The 21,292-nt window shown below is 58.6% G+C and carries 19 protein-coding genes; 8 read left to right on the plus strand and 11 right to left on the minus strand.

The features are described from left to right. Positions 1-43: 43 nt before the first annotated feature. The 3 genes from ABIC80_RS15350 to ABIC80_RS15360 all read right to left on the minus strand — a co-directional run bounded on the left by ABIC80_RS15350 (position 44) and on the right by ABIC80_RS15360 (position 3,387). Positions 44-631: a hypothetical protein gene (locus tag ABIC80_RS15350; protein ID WP_429177738.1), complete on the minus strand. Its 588-nt coding sequence runs from the start codon at positions 629-631 to the stop codon at positions 44-46. Next, on the minus strand, positions 631-1,593 hold the full coding sequence (locus ABIC80_RS15355; protein WP_139567220.1) for a hypothetical protein: 963 nt from the start codon (positions 1,591-1,593) through the stop codon (positions 631-633). The genes ABIC80_RS15350 and ABIC80_RS15355 overlap by 1 nt, the downstream gene beginning before the upstream one ends. Positions 1,594-1,767: 174 nt before the next feature. Next, entirely contained in the window at positions 1,768-3,387 is a 1,620-nt protein-coding gene (locus ABIC80_RS15360; RefSeq protein WP_429177739.1) for an ABC-F family ATP-binding cassette domain-containing protein, read from the minus strand. Positions 3,388-3,807: 420 nt separating this feature from the next. On the opposite strand from ABIC80_RS15360, the gene ABIC80_RS15365 reads away from it, so the two are divergent. From ABIC80_RS15365 to ABIC80_RS15375, 3 genes are read left to right on the plus strand one after another with little or no spacing between them, the layout of a single operon-like run. Further along, positions 3,808-4,179, plus strand: a complete 372-nt coding sequence (locus tag ABIC80_RS15365; RefSeq protein WP_429177740.1) for a response regulator — start codon at positions 3,808-3,810, stop codon at positions 4,177-4,179. After that, positions 4,176-4,817, plus strand: coding sequence for a chemotaxis protein CheC (locus ABIC80_RS15370; protein WP_042718620.1), 642 nt, complete (start codon positions 4,176-4,178; stop codon positions 4,815-4,817). Before ABIC80_RS15365 ends, ABIC80_RS15370 begins: the two co-directional genes overlap by 4 nt. Positions 4,818-4,819: 2 nt before the next feature. Next, the gene (locus tag ABIC80_RS15375) at positions 4,820-5,779 is read left to right on the plus strand and encodes a GGDEF domain-containing protein (RefSeq protein WP_263753725.1); all 960 of its coding nucleotides are present in this window, start codon (positions 4,820-4,822) and stop codon (positions 5,777-5,779) included. Positions 5,780-5,978: 199 nt separating this feature from the next. Here the strand turns inward: ABIC80_RS15375 and glyS are convergent, their stop codons facing one another. The 3 genes from glyS to ABIC80_RS15390 form a co-directional block, all read right to left on the minus strand. After that, the gene (gene glyS / locus ABIC80_RS15380) at positions 5,979-8,048 is read right to left on the minus strand and encodes a glycine--tRNA ligase subunit beta (RefSeq protein WP_429177741.1); all 2,070 of its coding nucleotides are present in this window, start codon (positions 8,046-8,048) and stop codon (positions 5,979-5,981) included. Positions 8,049-8,057: 9 nt separating this feature from the next. Next, entirely contained in the window at positions 8,058-8,969 is a 912-nt protein-coding gene (gene glyQ / locus ABIC80_RS15385) for a glycine--tRNA ligase subunit alpha (RefSeq protein WP_042718627.1), read from the minus strand. Positions 8,970-9,104: 135 nt separating this feature from the next. After that, on the minus strand, positions 9,105-9,404 hold the full coding sequence (locus tag ABIC80_RS15390) for a YsaB family lipoprotein (RefSeq protein ID WP_042718720.1): 300 nt from the start codon (positions 9,402-9,404) through the stop codon (positions 9,105-9,107). Positions 9,405-9,575: 171 nt separating this feature from the next. Between ABIC80_RS15390 and ABIC80_RS15395 the strand changes: the two genes are divergently transcribed. After that, entirely contained in the window at positions 9,576-10,571 is a 996-nt protein-coding gene (locus ABIC80_RS15395) for an acyltransferase (RefSeq protein ID WP_429177742.1), read from the plus strand. Here the strand turns inward: ABIC80_RS15395 and ABIC80_RS15400 are convergent. The 4 genes from ABIC80_RS15400 to xylA all read right to left on the minus strand — a co-directional run bounded on the left by ABIC80_RS15400 (position 10,564) and on the right by xylA (position 14,956). Continuing rightward, positions 10,564-11,481 (minus strand): helix-turn-helix domain-containing protein, encoded by a 918-nt coding sequence (locus ABIC80_RS15400; protein WP_042718630.1) that lies wholly within the window; start codon positions 11,479-11,481, stop codon positions 10,564-10,566. The two genes, ABIC80_RS15395 and ABIC80_RS15400, sit on opposite strands and share 8 nt — an antisense overlap. Continuing rightward, a complete protein-coding gene (locus ABIC80_RS15405) occupies positions 11,482-12,018 on the minus strand; it encodes an isochorismatase family protein (RefSeq protein ID WP_242388422.1) in 537 nt (178 codons plus the stop codon). Positions 12,019-12,139: 121 nt separating this feature from the next. Further along, positions 12,140-13,594, minus strand: a complete 1,455-nt coding sequence (gene xylB / locus ABIC80_RS15410; RefSeq protein WP_429177743.1) for a xylulokinase — start codon at positions 13,592-13,594, stop codon at positions 12,140-12,142. A gap of 39 nt (positions 13,595-13,633) precedes the next feature. Beyond that, entirely contained in the window at positions 13,634-14,956 is a 1,323-nt protein-coding gene (gene xylA / locus ABIC80_RS15415; protein WP_042718634.1) for a xylose isomerase, read from the minus strand. A 349-nt stretch (positions 14,957-15,305) separates the two neighbouring features. On the opposite strand from xylA, the gene xylF reads away from it, so the two are divergent. The 4 genes from xylF to xylR all read left to right on the plus strand — a co-directional run bounded on the left by xylF (position 15,306) and on the right by xylR (position 20,367). After that, positions 15,306-16,298 carry a D-xylose ABC transporter substrate-binding protein gene (gene xylF, locus ABIC80_RS15420; RefSeq protein ID WP_124967016.1) on the plus strand — a complete coding sequence of 331 codons (993 nt, stop codon included), beginning with the start codon at positions 15,306-15,308 and terminating at the stop codon, positions 16,296-16,298. 87 nt (positions 16,299-16,385) lie between these two features. After that, positions 16,386-17,927 carry a xylose ABC transporter ATP-binding protein gene (locus ABIC80_RS15425; protein ID WP_076769335.1) on the plus strand — a complete coding sequence of 514 codons (1,542 nt, stop codon included), beginning with the start codon at positions 16,386-16,388 and terminating at the stop codon, positions 17,925-17,927. After that, positions 17,905-19,086: a xylose ABC transporter permease XylH gene (xylH, locus tag ABIC80_RS15430; protein ID WP_042718639.1), complete on the plus strand. Its 1,182-nt coding sequence runs from the start codon at positions 17,905-17,907 to the stop codon at positions 19,084-19,086. The genes ABIC80_RS15425 and xylH overlap by 23 nt, the downstream gene beginning before the upstream one ends. Positions 19,087-19,188: 102 nt before the next feature. After that, the gene (xylR, locus tag ABIC80_RS15435) at positions 19,189-20,367 is read left to right on the plus strand and encodes a D-xylose utilization transcriptional activator XylR (RefSeq protein WP_042718640.1); all 1,179 of its coding nucleotides are present in this window, start codon (positions 19,189-19,191) and stop codon (positions 20,365-20,367) included. 48 nt (positions 20,368-20,415) lie between these two features. Here the strand turns inward: xylR and ABIC80_RS15440 are convergent, their stop codons facing one another. After that, a complete protein-coding gene (locus tag ABIC80_RS15440; protein WP_076769334.1) occupies positions 20,416-21,243 on the minus strand; it encodes a protein bax in 828 nt (275 codons plus the stop codon). Positions 21,244-21,292 lie beyond the last annotated feature (49 nt).

Raw genomic sequence — 21,292 nt, forward strand, 5'->3', positions numbered from 1 at the left:
GGTCAGAGCCCCCGCCACGCCGGGGGTTTATGTTTTTCCCGCCTTAACGAGACTTCAACCGCAACGTCCTCGCCACTCTTGTCAGACGCGCTGTTCGACAGTAGAGCGCAAACACCACAAACCCTTCGCCATTTAGCAACCGCCGACACCCGACTAATGCCGCCAATGCAATCAGCAACGGTATCGCCGCGCCGCCGCCCGTCAGCAGATTAATCACCAACTGCGCCACGGTGACCAGCAGTAAGCCGCTAAAGAGATACGCGAAACCGGCAAGCCCGGCGCTAAAGCCGCGCGCCAGCATAAACATGCTGCTAATAGTGGTCGCCAGCACCACCAGCGCAGGAGCAAAAAAGGCGAGCGCGTGTAGCGGCGGCGTCAGCCCCGGCAAGAGGCGCAGCAGGGAAAGCAGATTGAGCGCAAACGCCACCAGCAGCAGCAGCATTACAAACGCCACCGGGAAGCCGTTCTGGCGCGGCTGCTCGACGGCGGTTTTGTCAAAATGGCGCTCCAGCTCGGGCGTGGAGCTCGACAGGACGCGTTCATCTTTGCGCGCGATCAGCGGCTCGATTTCACGCCCGTGCTGCCATAAATCGTAGAACACCGATCCTGTCAGCCAGCTCAACAACGACATCAGATCACCGCCAGCGACTGAATGGTTCCGACGATATAGCGCCCGGTGCGCGGCACATTGCCCGGTGCGGCAATAACGCCACTCACCGCGCTGCCTGCCAGTGCCGCTGCGCTGGTCACCACCTGGCCCAACTGGCGGGTCAGCTCAACCTGTACCGGCTCGACGGGGAAGCGTTTCGGATAGAGCCCGGCGCGGATGGCGGCCTTGATGCCTTTATTGCTGATACCGGGGTTCTGCGCACGAATAATCAGCTCCGTCAGACGGGCGCGATCCTGGCGCGGATACTCTTTCAGCCACTGCGTCGCTTTCAGCGAGGAGACCGACTTCATCGCTTTCCAGGTCGCCAGTGCCTCTTTCAGCGCACCACCTGCGCTCGCCAGTGAGACAAGATCCAGCGAGGTTGAAGTGGCGACATACCACTCCTGCGAATCAAGCCAGGCGACGTTTTCACCGCCGTTCTCCACCAGATCGTACACGCGATAGATACCGTTAAGGCACTGCAAACCGGTCGCCGCCGTGCCCGCATAGCCAATCGCCACCAGCACGGTGCTGCCGCCCGCGGTGAGCGGTGTGGCGACGGTACCGGCGGCCATCACGCCCGCAGTGATAAGCATCGCGCCGCAGGAGAGCACCGTCGAGGCGATCTCGGTGCCCATTGAAGTTGCAGAGACCGCTTCCGTCAGCGCTTTACCGTTGCTGGAGTTGGTCGGCTGGGCGGCGGCTTTGGTGACGATAACATGGGTGACGATGCCGCTCTGCCCGTTGGGATGGCGTTTGCTCGGACGCACCAGGTAACGCTCGGGGCCATCGGCATAGATGATGCCCGCCTCGGCAAATTCACGGGTACAATCCATTGCGGCGCCGAGGGCTTTAAAATCAAAATCACTCGCTCCAGCACCGGTCATACGGGCAAATTCATACCCCGGCAGATTTCTTTCGGGGTTCATTCCTGGCAGATTCATCATCGTTTCCTTGTGGCGGTGGCGTAGCAGAAGCTGTCGAGCCGGGGCTAAACAGCGTGAGCATATCTATCGCTTTCACTTATGTTACTTCTTATTAACAGCAGGCAACCGTATCGCGTTTATTTTCATCACTCAAGTTTAGAGCAGGATTGACTACGAGAATTGGTTGCCCGCTCACGCTTGCTGCCAGCACCATCCGCTGGCCTGCCACGTCAGGCTGTGCGTCAGCCTAAGCCCGGCAAGAAACGCCTCATCATGCGAAACCACCAGCATCGCGCCGGGAAAATCCGCCAGCGCCGCTTCAATCGCGCGGGTGGAGGCGAGATCGAGATGGTTGGTCGGCTCGTCGAGCAGTAACAGTTGTGTGGCATCGCTCTGCCAGAGCACGCAGGCAAGCGCTGTCTTCAACCGCTCGCCGCCGCTCAGGGCCACCAGCGGCAACATCACCTTCTCCGCGCCAAGCTGTAACTGCGCCAGACGGCTGCGCAGTACCCCCTCCTCAAGCAATGAGTTGCCCCGCTGAAGGTGCTCAAGCACCGATAACGAGAGATCGAAACGGGAGAGATGCTGATCGAGCCAGGCGCAGCTGACCGAGCGGTGGCATTCACCTGCCAGCGGCAATAGCTCGCCGAGGATCACCTTCAACAGTGTCGATTTGCCGCAGCCATTTGGCCCACGGATGGCAACGCGCAGCGGGCCGTCGATGCGCAGGCTCAGGGGAGGAAGCGCGATGTGCGGCAGCACCACCTCGTCGAGCACCAGCACCTGTTTGCCCGGCGGCACCTGGCTGCCGGGTAGCGTAAACAGCACCGGCATCTCCTCCTCGACCCGCTCACGCGCCTCGGTGACCGCAGCGTTAAGCGCCTCATTTTGTTGTTGATGCTGCTTGCGCCAGCTCGCCGGGCGCTCTTTGGCGAGGTTTTTGTATTTCACCCGCTCAAAGGAGGCGATGTTGAGCGTATCGACGGTGCGCAGCGTCTTCGCCGAACGCCGCAGGCTGGCGTCATGCTCCTTCTGCATCCGGCTGCGCGCTCGCCGACGTTCAACGGCGGCATGATCCAGCATCGCGCGGGCGGCCTGCTGCTGCGCCTCGCGCTGCTGCTCATAATCAGCGTAATTGCCGCCGTAGCTGCGAAGCCCGGCGGGCGTCAGTTCAACAATGCGCGACATCTCGCCGAGCAGTTGCCTGTCGTGAGTGGCGATCAGGGCACCGCCTTTATGCTGCCGGAGCTGGTCGCTAAACCATGCCCGCCCTTCCCCATCGAGGTGATTAGTCGGTTCATCCAGTAACAGGTAATCCGCGCCGGTCATAAACGCGCCGCAGAGCAGTGCCCGAACGCGCTCGCCGCCGCTCAGTGCGGCAGCCGGTTTGTCCGGCGCGAACGGCGGCAGATTAGCGTGCTGAAAGGCGGCCTCAAGCCGCTCAGGCAGATCCCACTGACCGTCGAGTAACTCCAGATCGGCGGGCTGATAGCCCCCCTGCAACACGCGCTCCAGCGCGGCAAAGATCTCGCCATAGCCGAGCAGCTGCGCCAGGGTGGTGTGCGCAGAGAGAGTGTGTTGCTGCGCGACATACGCCCAGCGCACTGCGGATTCGATATGCCCAAACGCGGGCTGAGATTGCCCGGCAAGCAGGCGTAAAAGTTCTGTTTTGCCGACGCCGTTACGCCCGACCAGCCCGCACAGCGAGGCGTCGAGGGTTAGATTCAGCGGGCCGAAAAGGGTCTCGCCCGTCGCAAACTGACAGGTGACCTGATGCAAAATAAAGGCGGGTGACTGCGCACAATGAGCCATAAGCACTCCTGAATGAGATCGTTAACGGCCTTGCCAACGCGCGAGCGTTTAACAAGGTGGCGGATTCATCAGTCGTGTTTGTTCATTTTCCGGGTGCGCTCCAGTGAGACGAGAAGTTCGTCGCCGCACAGGATAGCCAGAGAGCCAGGTCAGGTTCAAGGTTAAATTTTCATCTTTACGTTGCAGTGCGCAAAATTGAGGGCTAATTGTTTGCGCAATATTGCCGATGAATAAGGTGACTTAACTGAAAGTAGCAGGCCATGCGTGCAATCCAGGATCGCCATTTCAGAAAGGAGACGATAAAACCGCGCGTTACCCCAAACGCATAACGGTGGCATATCGTTCAGCACTGCTCAGGGAGGAGGTCCGGAAGTAAAGCATTGTTCTGGTTTCAGGCCCTGAATCCTAAAATGAGAATGAATGATGTCCAGATATATTCTGATTGTCGATGACAGCCGCCTGTCACGCATGATTTCCCGCCAGTATGTTCTTAACTTGCACAGCGACTGGAGCATTGATGAGGCCGGTACGGGCGAAGAGGCGATTGCCCACGCCGCGGCGAACACTCCCTATTTGATTCTGCTTGATGTGAATATGCCCGGTATTGGCGGCATTGAAGCGGCGTCACGCCTGCGTCAGACGCACCCGCAGACCCACATCGTGCTGCTTACCGCCAACGTGCAGAACTCCGTGCAGGCTGCCGCCGAAGAGATGGGCATCGGCTTTCTGCCAAAACCGCTGAAAGAGCCGCAGCTTCACGAGATGCTGAAACGTCTGGAGAGCCAGCCATGACCGAGTTGCCCGATATCAGCGAGATTGAAGCGGACAGCCTGATGGAGATCTTCAACATCGGCGTCGGCCACGCGGCGGCGGCGATGAGCAATATCGTCAACGAAGAGGTGCGCATGTCGGTGCCGACCATCCGCTTTACGCCGCGCTCGAAAGCGGCCGACGAGATGGGTGCTGGCGTGTCGCTGTTCGGCATTAGCCAGCATTACGAAGGCGCCTATGCCACCGAAGCGATTCTGATGTTTCCGGAAGCTGCCAGTTTCGAAATCGTGCGCATGATGGTTGGCGATCTGATCCCGGCGCACGAACTGGGCGAGATGGAACGCGAAGCGATGAGCGAGATTGGCAATATCGTGCTCAATGCCTGTGTCGGCACGCTGGCAAATATGTTCCAGAAAGAGCTACAGGGTTCGCTGCCAGTGGTGCGGGTTGGCAGTAGCGAAGAGATCCTCAACCCGGAAAAAGATGAGAACGATCCGCTGGTTATGATGCTGCGCATTGATTTTGCGCTCGAGCGCCAGCAGATCCAGGGCTATCTCGCGTTTATCCTCGATATGTCCGCTTTGTGCGACTTACGCGAGCAGGTTCGGCTTTATATCAGCCGTTTAGAATCCGGTAGTGTTCCCAGCGGAATGCATTAATCATGAAAGATAAGTTGTTATTGGATGCGTTTTCAGCCCTCAGCCTCGGTGTCATCCTCGTGGATGCGCAGTACCGTATCGCGCTGTGGAATGCGTGGTTAGAGACGCATACCGGGCGGGCGGCCAGCGACACCGTTGGCGAAGACTTTTTTTCCGTCTTCCCGGACCTGACCTATCACCGCGTTGGCGATGCGATCCGTCAGGCCATTGGTCACAATTTATCTTCCCTGCTTTCACAATCGCTACACCGCTCCCCTTTTCCGCTCTATGCGGAACCGGCGCGGCCAACCGCCCGTCTGAGCCAGGCGGTGACCATTGTTCCACTCGGCGATGCCGAGCGTTACTGCCTGATTCAGATTGTCGATGTCACTGCGGCAGTACGCCGTGAGTCGCTGCTGCGCGATCAGGCCCATGAATTGTTGTCGCAATCCCTGTCGGATGGCCTGACGGGCGTCGGCAACCGCCGCTATTTCGATCTCTGCATTGAGCGCGAGTGGCGCGCCAGCAAGCGTAATAACAAACCGCTGTCGCTGCTGCTGATCGATGTGGACTACTTTAAGTCCTACAACGACAGCTATGGTCACCAGCACGGCGATGAGTGCCTGCAACAGATTGCAGCGGCGATGCGCGGCGCGCTCTGCAACCCGAATGAGATCCTGTTTCGCTACGGCGGCGAGGAGTTTTGCGCCCTGTTGCCGGAAACGCGCTCGGCAGCGGCGGTGGAGCTGGCAGAAAAGCTGCGCACCAGCGTGCAGCGCCTGGAGCTTCCCCACGCCAGTTCCCCGGATGGCTGCGTCAGCGTCAGTATCGGCGTCGCCAGCCTGTGTCAGCAGAACCATACCGAATATGGACAGTTGATCCAGAGCGCCGATAACGCGCTCTACGAGGCGAAACGCGCCGGGCGCAACACCGTTCGCGTCAGCACCGCCTTTCGTCGATTCACCCACGCGCCACGCCGCTGAGTTGGGTGGTGTTGCCGGATGGCAGTTCCGAATCGTCTGCTTTGCCGGATGGCGGCTACGCCTTATCCGGCCTACGGTTTAGCGCGGCTGATGTCCCTTGTAGGCCGGATAAGCGAAGCGCCATCCGGCAAAACCAACTCCCGACAACATCGGGGCATAAAAAAACCCGCCGTAGCGGGTTTTTTTATCGACTGAACGATTACTGCAGCAGCGAGATATCCGCAACCTGCAGGAAGAGTTCACGCAGTTTCGCCAGCAGCGTCAGGCGGTTGATGCGCACCTCTTTATCGTCGGCGTTCACCATCACGTTCTCAAAGAACTCGTCCACCGGCTCGCGCAGCTGCGCCAGCTCGATCAACGCTTCCTGATAACGCCCTTCCGCAAAGAATGGTTGCAGCGTATCGCGCAGAACCACCACGTTGCCCGCCAGCTTGATCTCTGCGGCCTCTTTCAGCACCGCCGCCTGCACGTTCTCATTCAGCGTTTCGTCAGATTTCGCCAGGATATTGGAGACGCGCTTATTGGCTGCCGCCAGCGCCGCCGCTGCCTCCAGCGTACGGAAGTGGGAAACCGCCTTCATACGCGCGTCGAAATCGGCCGGTTTGGTCGGACGGCGCGCCAGCACCGCCTGAATGGTATCAACGCTGTAGCCTTCGTCCTGATACCAGGCGCGGAAGCGGCCCAGCATAAAGTCGATCACATCGTCGACCACTTTGCCGTTCGTCAGCTTATCGCCGTAGAGACGCACCGCCTCTTCGGTCAGGGTTTGCAGATCCAGCGCCAGGTTCTTCTCAACGATAATACGCAGCACGCCCAGCGCGGCACGGCGCAGCGCGAACGGGTCTTTATCGCCTTTCGGATGCTGGCCGATACCGAAGATCCCCGCGAGGGTATCCATCTTATCGGCAATCGCCACGGCACAGGCGACCGGGTTAGACGGCAGCTCGTCACCGGCAAAGCGCGGTTGATACTGCTCGTTCAGCGCAACGGCAACGTCTTCCGCTTCGCCGTCGTGACGCGCATAGTGCATGCCCATCACGCCCTGGGTGTCGGTAAACTCAAACACCATGTTGGTCATCAGGTCGCACTTGGAGAGCAAACCCGCGCGCGTGGCGTGGTTCACATCTGCGCCAATCTGACCGGCAATCCAGCCCGCCAGCGCCTGAATACGATCGGTCTTGTCACGCAACGTGCCGAGCTGCTGCTGGAACAGCACGGTTTGCAGACGCGGCAGGTGATCTTCCAGGCGTTTTTTACGGTCGGTATTGAAGAAGAACTCGGCATCCGCCAGACGCGGGCGCACCACTTTTTCATTACCGGAGATAATCTGTTGCGGATCTTTCGACTCGATATTGGCGACGAAGATGAAATTTGGCAGCAGTTTGCCGTCGTTGCCATACACCGGGAAGTACTTCTGGTCACCCTTCATGGTGTAGACCAGCGCTTCCGCCGGAACGGCGAGGAATTTCTCTTCGAACTTCGCCGTCAGCACCACCGGCCACTCAACCAGAGAGGTGACCTCTTCCAGCAGGCTGTCGCTCAGATCGGCAGTACCGCCAATCTTACGCGCCGCATCTTCAGCGTCCGCTTTGATTTTGGCTTTACGCTCGGCGTAATCTGCCATCACTTTGCCGCGCTCCAGCAGGATCTGCGGGTACTGATCGGCGTTGTCGATGGTGAACTCCGGCTCGCCCATAAAGCGGTGGCCGCGAATGACGCGATCGGACTGAATGCCAAGGATCGTTGCCGGAACCAGCTGATCGCCCAGCAGCAGGGTAACGGTGTGAACCGGACGCACAAAGTGCACGTCCGACGCGCCCCAGCGCATCAGTTTCGGGATCGGCAGTTTGCTAAGCGAGGTGGCGATCATGTTCGGCAGCAGCGCTTCGATGCTTTCGCCTTTAACATGGGCGCGATAGAGCAGCCATTCGCCTTTGTCGGTGGTCAGACGCTCGGCCTGATCGACGGTGATACCGCAGCCGCGCGCCCAGCCTTCAGCCGCTTTGCTCGGTTTGCCTTCCGCGTCGAACGCCTGGGCGATGGCCGGGCCGCGTTTTTCAACTTCGCGATCCGGCTGCGCGGCGGCAAGATTAGCCACTTTCAGCGCCAGACGGCGCGGCGCGGCGAACCACTTAACCTCGCCGTGGGCAACGCCTGCCGCATCCAGCTCAGCGGTAAAGTTGGCAGCGAAGGACTCCGCCAGGCTGCGCAGGGCTTTTGGTGGCAGCTCTTCGGTGCCGATTTCCACCAGGAATGTTTTCTCTGACATGGCCGCCTCTTATTTATTTCTGTTGCACATCGGGAAGCCAAGGGCTTCACGGGAAGCGTAATAGGCTTCAGCGACTGCTTTGGTCAGCGTACGGATGCGCAGAATGTAGCGCTGGCGTTCGGTGACGGAGATGGCTTTACGCGCATCAAGCAGGTTGAAGCTGTGGGCGGCTTTCAGAATGCGTTCGTAAGCCGGCAGCGGCAGCGGGTTTTCCAGCGCCAGCAGCTGCTGTGCCTCTTTCTCATACTGCTCGAAGCAGGTGAAGAGGAAGTCGACATCGGCGTATTCGAAGTTGTAAGTGGACTGCTCCACTTCGTTTTGATGGAACACGTCGCCGTAAGTGGTTTTACCCAGCGGGCCGTCGCTCCAGACCAGATCGTAGACGCTGTCTACGCCCTGAATGTACATCGCCAGACGTTCCAGACCGTAGGTGATCTCGCCGGTGATCGGCTTGCACTCAAGGCCGCCAACCTGCTGGAAGTAGGTGAACTGCGTCACTTCCATGCCGTTAAGCCACACTTCCCAACCAAGTCCCCAGGCACCCAGCGTCGGGTTCTCCCAGTTATCTTCCACGAAACGAATATCGTGAATGGTCGGGTCCATACCCAGCTCTTTCAGTGACCCGAGGTACAGTTCCTGAATGTTGTCCGGAGAGGGTTTAATCACCACCTGGAACTGATAGTAGTGCTGTAAGCGGTTCGGGTTTTCGCCGTAGCGACCATCGGTCGGGCGACGGGAAGGCTGAACGTAGGCGGTTGCCATCGGCTCCGGGCCCAGCGCGCGCAGGCTGGTCATTGGGTGCGAAGTACCGGCACCCACTTCCATGTCCAGAGGTTGAACGATGGTGCAGCCCTGACGAGCCCAATAATCCTGTAAGGTCAGGATCAGACCCTGAAAGGTCCTGGTATCAAACTTTTGCATATTATTTCGTGCTGGATACGTGTGGATTTAAAGGAAGCGACCAGTATACCCGCTGACTGCAAGATATACAGTACGAAACGGGGTTGTTTACGGAAAATTGGGAAATAGCGGCGGCATTGGCGCGTATTATGGGGCTTAACGCATCGAAAGATGCAAAAACTGCCCTTCAGCGTCAAAAGTGCAGACAAACGCTTCATGACGCGGCGTAACGCCTCGCATCTCGTAGCTGCCCTGATACTGTTCGAAGCCGGTAACGTTCACTTTTTCCGCCCCGGTGTTGTAGCGGTGCGCGGCGTTTTCGCGGCAGAGCTGCTCCATATTGAGGGAGCGTGTCGGGCCAGGCCGTGCCGTTTGCGCCTTCTGCTCCGGCATCTTCTCGGGCGCACTGCAACTTGTCAGCAGCAACATCAGCATCGGCAGAGTAAACTTCATCATTTTCTTACGCATTTCCTTGCGGGCTGATAGGGTGAACGGCCAAAAACGCCATTGTGCAGCACTGCGCTTAGTGCACAACCACGCGTGGGAAAACTCAGAATTATCCAAAGAGATACGCAGGTAAATTACCAGTCTTAGGATATTTGTCGACAATAAGAAATTGAGGAAGTGATGCCGTCAAAAATTCACTGGATAGATAATTTACGCGGGATAGCCTGTTTAATGGTGGTCATGATCCACACCACGACCTGGTACATTACTAATCCAGCCGCCGTTACCAGCTTCGACTGGAATGTTGCCAATCTGCTCAACTCCGCCTCGCGCGTCAGCGTTCCCCTCTTTTTTATGATTTCAGGCTACCTCTTTTATGGCGAACGCAGCGCCCAGCCGCGCCACTTTTTGCGTATCGCCCTCTGCCTGCTGTTTTATAGCCTCATCGCCCTGCTCTATATCGTGCTGTTTACCTCGATTAACAGCGACCTGTCGCTGAAGAACATCCTGCAAAAGCCGATTTTTTACCATCTGTGGTTCTTCTTCGCCGTCATCGTTATCTACCTGCTCTCGCCCCTGATTCAGGTCAAAGCCCTGAGCGGCAAGATGCTGCTGGCGCTAATTGCGGTGATTGGCGTCGTCGCTAACCCCAATCTGGTGACGCTAAAAAGCGATGGCGTTGAGTGGCTACCGATCAATCTCTACATCAACGGCGACACCTTTTACTACGTCCTCTACGCCATCCTCGGTCGCGCCATCGGCATGATGGAGACGCAAAAACGGGCGCTGAACTGGCTAAGTGCCGCGGTAGTGGTGCTGGCGGTGGTGGCGATTTCACGCGGTACGCTGCATGAGCTGAGATGGCGCGGTAACTTCGCCGATACCTGGTATCTCTACTGCGGCCCGATGGTCTTTCTCTGCGCTATCGCACTGTTTACGCTGGTAAAAAACACGCTTAACAGCCGCACTCTGCCGGGGCTGGCGTTGATTTCGCGCCACTCACTCGGTATTTACGGTTTTCACGCGCTGATTATTCATGCGCTGCGCACGCGCGGCGTTGAGGTGCAAAACTGGCCGCTGCTCGACATTGTGTGGGTCTTCAGCGCGGCGCTGGCGGCAAGCCTGGCGCTCTCGATGCTGGTGCAGCGCATCGACCGGCGGCGGTTTGTCAGCTAGTGATTCGCGCCCGCGCCCGGTGCAGCTGGCGCGGGGAGGAGAAACCGGCGGCCAGCGCCGCCTGCTCCGCACCCTGGCCCTGCAACAGCGCCTGCTCGGCAATCACCAGCCGCAGCTGCTCCAGATAGTCGCGCACGCTGATCCCCAGATGCTGCTGAAAAAGACGCGTCAGATGCCGGGCGCTGACGTGTGCCTGCGCGGCAATCTCCGCCAGTTGCCAGGCTTTTTGCGGCTCGGCGGTCAGCGCATCCTGCGCCCGGTGTACCGCTGGATGGAGATGGTTACGATAGCGCAGCCACGGTGAAAGCTGCGGATCGTCGCCGGAGCGGCGAAACCAGACCACCATTTCGCGCGCCACCGCCAGCGCACGCGCCGGCCCGCATAAACGGTTGATAATATGCAGGGCGAGATCGATGCCTGAGGTGATGCCCGCGCTGGTCCAGATGCCGCGATCCTCAATAAAAATCCGGTTCTCTTTGACCAGCGCAGCCGGTTCGAGCGCCTGCAAGCGGGCAATCACATTGTGATGCGTCGTGCACTGAACCCCGTTAAGCAGCCCGGCTTTCGCCGCCAGCATTGCGCCGGAGCAGACGCACATTAGCGTAATCGCCCGGCGGTGGAGCAGCGGTTGCAGGCGCATCAGCCAGTTGCGCACCTGCGTTGCCTGCGGCGTATCAAATAACTGCGAAGAATCGCTGACGCCGGGTAGCACCAGCAGGCTCCCCTCCGGTAACGTCTCCGGTAGCGGCGCGATGTTGCCCATCGTTAAGCCAAGGGAGGTTGCCACCTCCGCTTGCGGGCCGATGTAGTGCAGGCGAAAGGTCTCCTGCGCCTGGGCAAAGGTCTCCGCCGGACCGGCCATATCGAGCGCCAGCACGCCGGGCAGCATCACAAACCAGACATCACACATTTATTGTTCCAGCGTCTCCTGGACGGTTTTAATGGCGGCAAAGCGCCCGACGAGCACGGTTTCCGTACGGTGGCGCAGCGTGTGGCTATCCAGCGTCACGCCATTGTGCGTCATCGGGAAAGTGAGCGTCGCTTCGCTGACGAAGGTCACGCGATAGCCCAGATCCGACGCCACCCTGGCGGTCGTTTCACAGCACTGCTCCGTACGAATACCACAAATGATCAGATGATTGATATCGCGCTGACGCAGCCAGCGATCGAGGCCGGTATCGGTAAAGGCGTTGTGGACATGCTTATGGAAGGTGACATCTGCCTGATGCTGCAAAAAGGGCATCGGTTTCACGAAGCCGCTCTCCAGCGAGAAGGGGCCGCTGTCGGCGACGTGAAAAATATCCACCAGCGGAATGCCGCGCGCCTGGCAACCGGCAATCAGCGTCAGCATCGCCTGCTGGAAAGCGGGAAAGTCGTTATCCTGCCAGAAGTCACGGTGGAAAAAGGATTGCTGGGTATCGATGTTAATCAGGGCGCTACGGGTCATTTCAGGACTCCTTGCTCAGTGGGGTTAACGCTATTCTGGCAAGGCTTTACGCTGCTGCTAAGACCAAAAAAGGACAACATCAGGGTGATTACGGCCCACCGTTGCCAGCGGGCCGAAAAGGTTATGACATCAGCGGCAACAGCTGCTGATAGATGCGGCGGAAGGTGTCGCGCTTCTCGACATAGTGCGCGTGACGCTGCGCGTCCGGCTGATGCTGCTGCTCAACCGGCAGTTGCGGCAGCAGCGTTGCCAGCGGTACGCCGGGATTAACGGCGATTTGTGCCAGCCGCGCCGCGCCGAGCGCCGGGCCAACATCCCCGCCGGTGCGGTAATCGAGCTGCAAGCCGCTGATATCCGCCAGCATCTGCCGCCACCAGTCGCTGCGCGCGCCGCCGCCGATAAGGGTAATGCTTTGCGGCGTCACGCCGCAGGCGTGCACCACATCCATCCCGTCTGCCAACGCATACCCCACCCCTTCCAGCACCGCACGCGCCAGCTCTGCCGGGCCATGCTGATGGGTCAGACCAAAGAAGACGCCTTTTGCCTGCGGATTGTTGTGCGGCGTGCGTTCGCCGGAGAGATAGGGCAGAAACCAGATATCGCCCGCGTTCTCGTCCGCCTGCTGCGCGGCGCTAATCAGTGCCTGCACCGATTCCATGCCGGTCAGTTTCGCCGCCCAGTCCAGACAGGAGGCCGCGCTCAGCATCACCGACATCAGATGCCAGCGCCCCGGCAGCGCGTGGCAGAAGCTGTGCACGGCGCTTTCCGGCTTGCTGAGGAACCCTTCGCTGACGGCAAAGTAGACGCCGGATGTGCCAAGCGAGAGCATCGCCTGCCCCGCGTCCGCCATGCCGACACCGACCGCGCCAGCGGCGTTGTCGCCGCCGCCTGCAACAATCGGCACTACCGGCATCGCCCAGCGCCGGGCAACTTCCGGCAGCAGTTCGCCGGTGATCTCACTGCCTTCAAACAGCGCTGGCATATGGCTGCGCGACAGCGAGCAGGCGACGAGCATCTCGTCGCTCCAGTCGCGCTTCGCCACATCGAGCCACATGGTGCCTGCGGCATCGGACATATCGCTGGCAAAGACGCCGGACATCTTCAGCCGCAGATAATCTTTCGGCAGCAGCACCTTCGCCACCTTAGCGAAGATCTCCGGTTCATGCCGCTGCACCCACAGCAGCTTCGGCGCGGTAAAGCCCGGCATCATCAGGTTACCGGTGATCGCACGGGCGTTAGCGACCCGCGCTTCCAGCAGCCCGCACTCCTCACCACAGCGACCATCGTTCCAGAGGATCGCCGGGCGCAGAACGCGGTTTTCGCTATCGAGCAGCATCGCGCCGTGCATCTGCCCGGCAAGGCCGATGGCCTTTACCTGCTGCAACGAATGCGCCGCACCGAGCGCCTGGATGGCGCGATCCGTCGCCTGCCACCAGCTTTCGGGATCCTGCTCCGACCATAACGGGTGTGGGCGAGAGACGCTGAGTTTCTCCGTATGGGAGGCCAGCACCTCGCCCTGCTCACCGAGCAGAATCGCCTTCACGCCCGAGGTACCGAGATCGATCCCGATATACATAGTGACTACTCCTTTTTGAGTGTGCCGCGCAGAAGCCGGTTACTTATCGAAGAGATACGCGTTGACCAGGTTCTCCAGTTGCTCCTGGTGACCGCTCTGGTGACGCGGTGCCAGGTTCTGCTCTTCAGCGTACTTCGCAAGTTCCGCAAGGCTAAGCTGCCCCTGCAAAATTTGCTGGCCCAGCTCACCATTCCAGCCCGCGTAGCGTTTGGCGACGCGTTTATCCAGCTCGCCCTCTTCGACCATGCGGGCAGCGATTTTCAGCGCCAGCGCCATGGTGTCCATCGCGCCGATATGGCCGTAGAAAAGATCGTATTTATCGGTGCTCTGGCGACGCACTTTGGCGTCAAAGTTGAGGCCGCCGGTGGTGAAGCCGCCCGCTTTGATAATTTCATACATCACCAGCGCATTCTCTTCGACGCTGTTCGGGAACTGGTCGGTATCCCAGCCGAGCTGCGGATCGCCGCGGTTAGCGTCGACGGAGCCAAACAGCCCCAGCGCAATGGCAGTGGCGATTTCATGATGGAAGGAGTGGCCCGCGAGGGTGGCGTGGTTAGCTTCGATATTGAGCTTGATCTCTTTCTCCAGCCCGAACTGTTTCAGGAAGCCATAGACGGTCGCGGCGTCGTAGTCGTACTGGTGCTTGGTCGGCTCCTGCGGTTTTGGCTCAATCAGCAGCGTGCCGCGGAAACCGATTTTGTGTTTATGCTCAACCACCATGTTCATAAAGCGGCCAATCTGCTCGCGCTCCTGGCGCAGGTCGGTGTTGAGCAGGGTTTCGTACCCTTCGCGTCCGCCCCACAGCACGTAGTTTTCGCCGCCGAGTTTATGGGTGGCGTTCATCGCGCTTACCACCTGGGTTGCCGCCCAGCTGAAGACTTCCGGATCCGGGTTGGTGGCTGCGCCCGCGCCGTAACGTGGGTTGGTGAAGCAGTTTGCGGTGCCCCACAGCAGCTTGACGCCGCTCTGCTGCTGTTTTTCCCCCAGCACATCAACCATTTCGGCGAAGTTGCTCAGGTACTCTTTCAGCGAGGCGCCTTCCGGGGAGACATCGACATCATGGAAGCAGTAGTAGGGCACATTGAGCTTATGGAAGAATTCGAAGGCGACATCGGCTTTGCGTTTTGCCAGCGCCATCGCCTCGCCCGGCTGCTGCCAGGGGCGATCGAAGGAGCCGACGCCAAACATATCCGCGCCGTTCCAGCAGAAGGTGTGCCAGTAGCAGGCGGCGAAACGCAGGTGATCTTCCATGCGTTTACCGAGCACCAGCTCATCTGGGTTGTAGTGACGAAACGCGAGCGGATTCGTACTCTTTGAACCTTCAAAACGAACCCGATCCAGCTGGTCAAAATAAGCGTGCATAATGAGCTCCATTGGCGAGTGAACATATCTGAGTTAATACTGGATTCTCTCTGCGCCTTGCTCAATTACGTTATTTCACACTGCCATTGAGAGAATACGCAAACGTGCGCTGGCTCGCAAAATAACCGCAAAAGTTGCTGCGAGGTGCTTTCCTGTTTTTTATGCAACGCCAGTTTTATTTTTTTTAAAATAAGATCGGGGTCATAAATCAGCAAATAAACCAAAAAACGTAACCCGCCTATTAAAATCTGTAATTGCCACTATTCCATTCTGCGTTAAGAATTTGCTCGTTCTAAGCAGTGCACGTTTCTTTTATCTCGCACACCACCCTACGAAAGGTATTCCTATTATGAAGATAAAGAATCTCTGCCTTACACTCTGCGCTACCCTGCTGCTTGCCAGCACGTTCAGCCATGCCAAAACGATAAAAATCGGCATGGCGATTGACGATCTCCGTCTTGAACGCTGGCAAAAAGATCGCGACATTTTTGTTAAGAAAGCCGAATCCCTCGGCGCCGATGTTTTCGTCCAGTCGGCGAACGGTAATGAAGAGACCCAGATGTCGCAAATTGAAAATATGATCAACCGCGGCGTCGACGTGCTGGTTATTATTCCTTACAACGGTCAGGTATTAAGTAACGTTGTGAAAGAAGCTAAACAGGAAGGAATTAAAGTTCTGGCCTATGATCGCATGATTAATAATGCGGATATCGATTTCTATATCTCCTTCGACAATGAAAAAGTCGGGGAATTACAGGCGCAAAGCCTGGTCAATAAGGTGCCACAGGGTAATTACTTCTTAATGGGCGGCTCGCCGGTGGATAATAACGCCAAGCTGTTCCGCGCCGGGCAGATGAAGGTATTAAAGCCCTATATCGACAGCGGCAAAATTAAAATTGTCGGCGACCAGTGGGTCGATGGCTGGCTGCCGGAAAATGCGCTGAAGATAATGGAGAACGCGCTGACCGCCAACAACAATAAAATCGATGCCGTGGTTGCCTCGAATGACGCAACCGCTGGCGGCGCTATCCAGGCATTAAGCGCGCAGGGGCTGGCGGGCAAAGTTGCCATCTCCGGCCAGGATGCGGATCTCGCTGGGGTCAAACGCCTGATGAACGGCAGCCAGACGATGACCGTCTACAAACCTATCACCCAGCTTGCTAACACCGCGGCGGAGATCGCCGTCGAGCTTGGCAACGGTAAGCAGCCGAAGGCCGATGCCTCGCTCAACAATGGCCTGAAAGATGTGCCTGCCCGCCTGCTGACGCCGATTGAAGTCACCAAAGAGAATATTGACGCCACGGTGATCAAAGACGGCTTCCACCAGAAGAATCAGCTCTGAAAACGACGGCGCGCCTGAGTTCAGAATCAGGCGCGCCGCCGCCCTCACTTCAGGCGCTGTCTGATAAGCGATCGACGTGGAGCAGCCATGCCTTACTTACTCGAAATGAAGAACATCACCAAAGCCTTCGGCGTCGTGAAGGCGATTGATAACGTCAGCCTGCAACTTAACGCGGGCGAAGTGCTCTCCCTGTGCGGCGAAAACGGCTCGGGTAAATCGACCCTGATGAAAGTGCTGTGCGGCATCTACCCGACCGGCAGCTATGAAGGCGAAATCTACTTTGCAGGGGAGCTTCTGCAAGCGAGCCATATCCGCGATACCGAGCGCAAAGGGATCGCCATCATTCACCAGGAGCTGGCGCTGGTGAAACATCTCACAGTGCTGGAGAACATCTTCCTTGGCGCGGAGATCACCCGCCACGGCGTGATGGATTACGACCAGATGACGCTGCGCTGCGAGAAGCTGCTCAAACAGGTGAGCCTCGCCATCTCGCCCGATACCCGCGTCGGTGACTTAGGGCTGGGCCAGCAGCAGTTGGTGGAGATCGCCAAAGCGCTGAACAAGCAGGTGCGGCTGCTGATTTTAGATGAGCCGACCGCCTCGCTGACCGAGCAGGAGACGGCGGTGCTGCTCGATATCATCCGCGACCTGCGCAACCACGATATCGCCTGCGTTTACATCTCCCATAAGCTCAATGAAGTGAAAGCCATCTCCGACGTCATCTGCGTTATCCGCGACGGGAAGCACATCGGCACCCGCGATGCGGCGGGGATGAGTGAAGATGACATCATCACCATGATGGTGGGCCGCGAGCTGACCGCGCTCTACCCCAATGAACCGCACACCCACGGCGAGGAGATCCTGCGCGTCGAGCACCTTACCGCCTGGCATCCGGTTAACCGCCATATCAAACGCGTCAACGACGTCTCCTTTAGCCTCAAGCGCGGCGAGATCCTCGGCATTGCCGGGCTGGTCGGCGCCGGGCGCACCGAAGCCGTGCAGTGCCTGTTTGGTGTCTGGCCGGGTCGCTGGGAGGGAAAAATCTTTCTGGATGGCAAGGAGGTTGAGATCCGCAACTGCCAGCAGGCGATTGGCCACGGCATCGCCATGGTGCCGGAGGATCGCAAGCGCGACGGCATTGTGCCGGTGATGGCGGTGGGTAAAAACATCACGCTGGCGGCGCTAAACCAGTTTACCGGCAGCCTGAGCAGCCTCGATGACGCCGCCGAGCAGGCGTGCATTTTGCAGTCAATCCAGCGGCTGAAAGTAAAAACCTCGTCGCCGGAGCTGGCGATTGGTCGGCTGAGCGGCGGCAACCAGCAGAAAGCGATTCTCGCCCGCTGCCTGTTGCTCAACCCGCGCATTTTGATCCTCGATGAGCCGACGCGCGGCATCGATATCGGCGCGAAGTATGAAATCTACAAACTGATTAACCAACTGGTGCAGCAGGGGATCGCGGTGATTGTGATCTCCTCCGAGCTGCCCGAAGTGCTGGGCCTGAGCGACCGCGTGCTGGTGATGCACGAAGGGAAGCTGAAAGCCGATCTTATCAACCGTCATTTGACCCAGGAGCAGGTTATGGAAGCGGCGCTGAGGAGCGAACATCATGTCGAAAAGCAACCCGTCTGAAAGTCAGTTATCCACCGCGTCGCCGGGCCCCTTCTCCGGGCTGAAGTCACTCAACCTGCAGGTGTTTGTGATGCTTGCAGCCATCGTTGTGATCATGCTCTTTTTCACCGGCATGACCGACGGTGCCTACCTGAGCGCGCGTAATATCTCTAACCTGCTGCGCCAGACCGCCATCACCGGCATCCTCGCGGTGGGGATGGTGTTTGTCATTATCTCGGCGGAGATTGACCTCTCGGTAGGCTCGATGATGGGCCTGCTGGGTGGTGCGGCAGCCATTTTTGACGTCTGGCTCGGCTGGCCGCTGCCGCTCACGGTGGTGGTGACGCTGCTGCTTGGCCTGCTGCTCGGCGCGTGGAACGGTTGGTGGGTGGCCTATCGTAAAGTGCCGTCGTTTATCGTCACCCTCGCCGGGATGCTGGCGTTTCGCGGCGTGTTGATCGGCATTACCAACGGCACCACCGTTTCACCCACCAGCGCGGCGATGTCGCAAATCGGCCAGAGCTATCTGCCGGACGGCGTGGGCTTCGGCGTTGGCGCGCTCGGGCTGGTCGCCTTTGTGCTTTGGCAGTGGCGCGGTCGCATGCGCCGCCAGTCGCTCGGCTTAGCCACCTCCTCTTCCGGCCATGCGGTGGGGCGCCAGGCGCTGATCGCGGTGATTGTGCTCGGTGCCATCTGGCTGCTGAATGATTACCGCGGCGTGCCGACGCCGGTGCTGCTGCTGGTCTTTCTGCTGCTGGCAGGTCTGTTTATGGCGACGCGCACCGCTTTTGGCCGCCGCATTTACGCCATCGGCGGCAACCTTGAAGCGGCGCGGCTCTCCGGCATTAACGTTGAGCGCACCAAACTGGCGGTCTTCGCAATCAATGGCCTGATGGTGGCGATTGCCGGGCTTATCCTCAGCTCGCGCCTTGGTGCCGGTTCGCCGTCGGCCGGGAACATTGCCGAGCTGGATGCGATTGCCGCCTGCGTGATTGGCGGCACCAGCCTCGCGGGCGGCATCGGCAGCGTGGCGGGCGCGGTAATGGGGGCGTTTATTATGGCCTCGCTGGATAACGGCATGAGCATGATGGATGTTCCCACCTTCTGGCAGTACATCGTCAAGGGAGCCATTTTACTGCTGGCGGTGTGGATGGACTCCGCCACCAAACGTCGCGCCTGAGCCAGGCGAACCGAGGCGCGATCACACTGCCGGATTATTTTTGTCCGGCAGTGTGTTGAATATGGTAATCAGAACTGATGAATAGTCAGGAAGCGAACCACTATGTTTGAAAAGCGCCATCGCATCACGCTGTTATTTAACGCGAATAAAGCCTACGACCGCCAGGTGGTCGAAGGCGTTGGGGAGTATCTTCAGGCGTCGCAATCGGAGTGGGATATCTTTATTGAGGAGGATTTCCGCGCCCGTATTGAGAACATTAAGGAGTGGCTCGGCGACGGCGTGATCGCCGACTACGATGACCGGGAGATTGAGCGGCTGCTGGCGGATGTCGATGTACCGATTGTCGGCGTCGGCGGCTCTTATCACACGCCGGAGCACTACCCGCCGGTGCACTATATCGCCACCGACAACCACGCGCTGGTCGAGAGCGCCTTCTTGCATCTCAAAGAGAAAGGGGTGCATCGCTTCGCCTTTTACGGCCTTCCCGCCTCAAGCGGCAAGCGCTGGGCCGCCGAGCGGGAGTATGCTTTTTGCCAGCTGGTAGCGCAGGAGAAGTATCGCGGCGTGGTTTACCAGGGGCTGACCACCGCGCCGGAAAACTGGCAGCATGCGCAAAATCGCCTTGCCGACTGGCTGCAAACGCTGCCGCCGCAAACGGGTATTATTGCCGTTACCGACGCGCGGGCGCGCCATGTTTTGCAGGTCTGCGACCATCTGCATATTCCGGTGCCGGAGAAGCTGTGCGTGATCGGCATCGATAACGAAGAGCTGACCCGCTACCTCTCCCGCGTCGCGCTCTCTTCGGTAGCGCAGGGCACGCGGCAGATGGGTTACCAGGCCGCGAAGCTGCTGCACCGGCTGCTCGATAACGAAGCAATGCCGTTGCAGCGCCTGCTGGTGCCGCCGATGCGGGTGGTTGCCCGCCGTTCAACGGATTACCGTTCGCTGAACGATCCGGCGGTGATTCAGGCGATGCACTATATCCGCAACCACGCCTGCAAAGGCATTAAGGTCGATCAGGTGCTGGATGCGGTCGGTATTTCGCGCTCCAATCTGGAGAAGCGCTTCAAGGAGGAGGTGGGCGAAACCATTCACGCGGTGATCCACGCCGAGAAGCTGGAGAAGGCGCGCAGCCTGCTGATCTCCACCTCGCTCTCTATCAATGAGATTTCGCAGATGTGCGGCTACCCGTCATTGCAGTATTTCTACTCGGTCTTCCGCAAGGCCTACGACAGCACACCGAAGGATTATCGCGATCGCTACAGCGAAATCCTCATTTAGGCACAAAGAAAAACGCCTTCCGGGTGGAAGGCGTTTCAGCAGATGGGGTTACATGTGGGCGGCAATTAACTGCTGATTGTCCTGATACATGGCAAACAGATAGTTGTTGTAGCTCGCGCCGCGGGTGGAGTAGCCCTTCAGCTTGTGGATCATCGCCGTTGCTGTCACTTCCTGGTCCGCTTTACGCAGCTGCGCACGGGATTTACGGAAGGAGGCATAGGCCGCGTGCGTATTCAGGTTGGTGACGTAAGCGTCTACCGACTCCTGCACCGAGCCGAACTGCGAGTAACCTTTCACTCTGCCCGAGCCGCTTTTACAGGCGCCTTTCGCGCACTTCATGCCGAACAGGTTGTTGTTGCTGCGCGCCAGCTTAGAGGTGCCCCAGCCGCTCTCTGCTGCGGCCATGGTGGCGACCATGCTGTCCGGAATAATGTCAACGCGCTCCAGCAGCGTGTTCCACGGAATACGGCGCGTATTCCCGGACCAGCTCACTTTGTAGCGTTTGGCAATATCCTTCATGCGCGTGCGCTCAGAGGGCGACCACTGGCTGTCATACTGTTTTCTGAGCAGCCAGTTACGCTCCGCGGTGATCGCAGCGTTTTTGCTGGTGATGTAAGGCATTACGGTCCGGAGAAACGCTCTCTTTCGTGGTGTCCCGGAAGGGTATTTTCGCAAATCAGGAAGTGAACGGCTTTTTACACTATTGCGAGAATACTCTTTCTTACTGCTTGCCTGTTTTTTTACGCTTGCCTTAGTGACGTGGGCTTTGTGACTCGCTGTTTCTGTGTGCGTTTTTGCCAGCACTCCACCTGAAAACATCAAGGTGAAAAACATGAGTATCGTCGCCCCACTTCGTCGCATGGGTATCGATATCATTAGGTCTCCTGGTCGGATATAAGCATTCCAACGCCTTCTTTTATGCACG

Origin of the sequence: Kosakonia sp. 1610 (assembly GCF_050435845.1) — a bacterium.
Classification (GTDB): Bacteria; Pseudomonadota; Gammaproteobacteria; order Enterobacterales; family Enterobacteriaceae; genus Kosakonia; species Kosakonia cowanii.

Excerpts from the sequence above, each read along its gene's own strand:
- ABIC80_RS15350 (WP_429177738.1), bottom strand. The coding sequence starts at position 631 with ATGTCGTTGTTGAGCTGGCTGACAGGATCGGTGTTCTACGATTTATGG.
- ABIC80_RS15355 (WP_139567220.1), bottom strand. The coding sequence starts at position 1,593 with ATGAATCTGCCAGGAATGAACCCCGAAAGAAATCTGCCGGGGTATGAA.
- ABIC80_RS15360 (WP_429177739.1), bottom strand. The coding sequence starts at position 3,387 with ATGGCTCATTGTGCGCAGTCACCCGCCTTTATTTTGCATCAGGTCACC.
- ABIC80_RS15365 (WP_429177740.1), top strand. The coding sequence starts at position 3,808 with ATGATGTCCAGATATATTCTGATTGTCGATGACAGCCGCCTGTCACGC.
- ABIC80_RS15370 (WP_042718620.1), top strand. The coding sequence starts at position 4,176 with ATGACCGAGTTGCCCGATATCAGCGAGATTGAAGCGGACAGCCTGATG.
- ABIC80_RS15375 (WP_263753725.1), top strand. The coding sequence starts at position 4,820 with ATGAAAGATAAGTTGTTATTGGATGCGTTTTCAGCCCTCAGCCTCGGT.
- glyS (WP_429177741.1), bottom strand. The coding sequence starts at position 8,048 with ATGTCAGAGAAAACATTCCTGGTGGAAATCGGCACCGAAGAGCTGCCA.
- glyQ (WP_042718627.1), bottom strand. The coding sequence starts at position 8,969 with ATGCAAAAGTTTGATACCAGGACCTTTCAGGGTCTGATCCTGACCTTA.
- ABIC80_RS15390 (WP_042718720.1), bottom strand. The coding sequence starts at position 9,404 with ATGATGAAGTTTACTCTGCCGATGCTGATGTTGCTGCTGACAAGTTGC.
- ABIC80_RS15395 (WP_429177742.1), top strand. The coding sequence starts at position 9,576 with ATGCCGTCAAAAATTCACTGGATAGATAATTTACGCGGGATAGCCTGT.
- ABIC80_RS15400 (WP_042718630.1), bottom strand. The coding sequence starts at position 11,481 with ATGTGTGATGTCTGGTTTGTGATGCTGCCCGGCGTGCTGGCGCTCGAT.
- ABIC80_RS15405 (WP_242388422.1), bottom strand. The coding sequence starts at position 12,018 with ATGACCCGTAGCGCCCTGATTAACATCGATACCCAGCAATCCTTTTTC.
- xylB (WP_429177743.1), bottom strand. The coding sequence starts at position 13,594 with ATGTATATCGGGATCGATCTCGGTACCTCGGGCGTGAAGGCGATTCTG.
- xylA (WP_042718634.1), bottom strand. The coding sequence starts at position 14,956 with ATGCACGCTTATTTTGACCAGCTGGATCGGGTTCGTTTTGAAGGTTCA.
- xylF (WP_124967016.1), top strand. The coding sequence starts at position 15,306 with ATGAAGATAAAGAATCTCTGCCTTACACTCTGCGCTACCCTGCTGCTT.
- ABIC80_RS15425 (WP_076769335.1), top strand. The coding sequence starts at position 16,386 with ATGCCTTACTTACTCGAAATGAAGAACATCACCAAAGCCTTCGGCGTC.
- xylH (WP_042718639.1), top strand. The coding sequence starts at position 17,905 with ATGTCGAAAAGCAACCCGTCTGAAAGTCAGTTATCCACCGCGTCGCCG.
- xylR (WP_042718640.1), top strand. The coding sequence starts at position 19,189 with ATGTTTGAAAAGCGCCATCGCATCACGCTGTTATTTAACGCGAATAAA.
- ABIC80_RS15440 (WP_076769334.1), bottom strand. The coding sequence starts at position 21,243 with ATGATATCGATACCCATGCGACGAAGTGGGGCGACGATACTCATGTTT.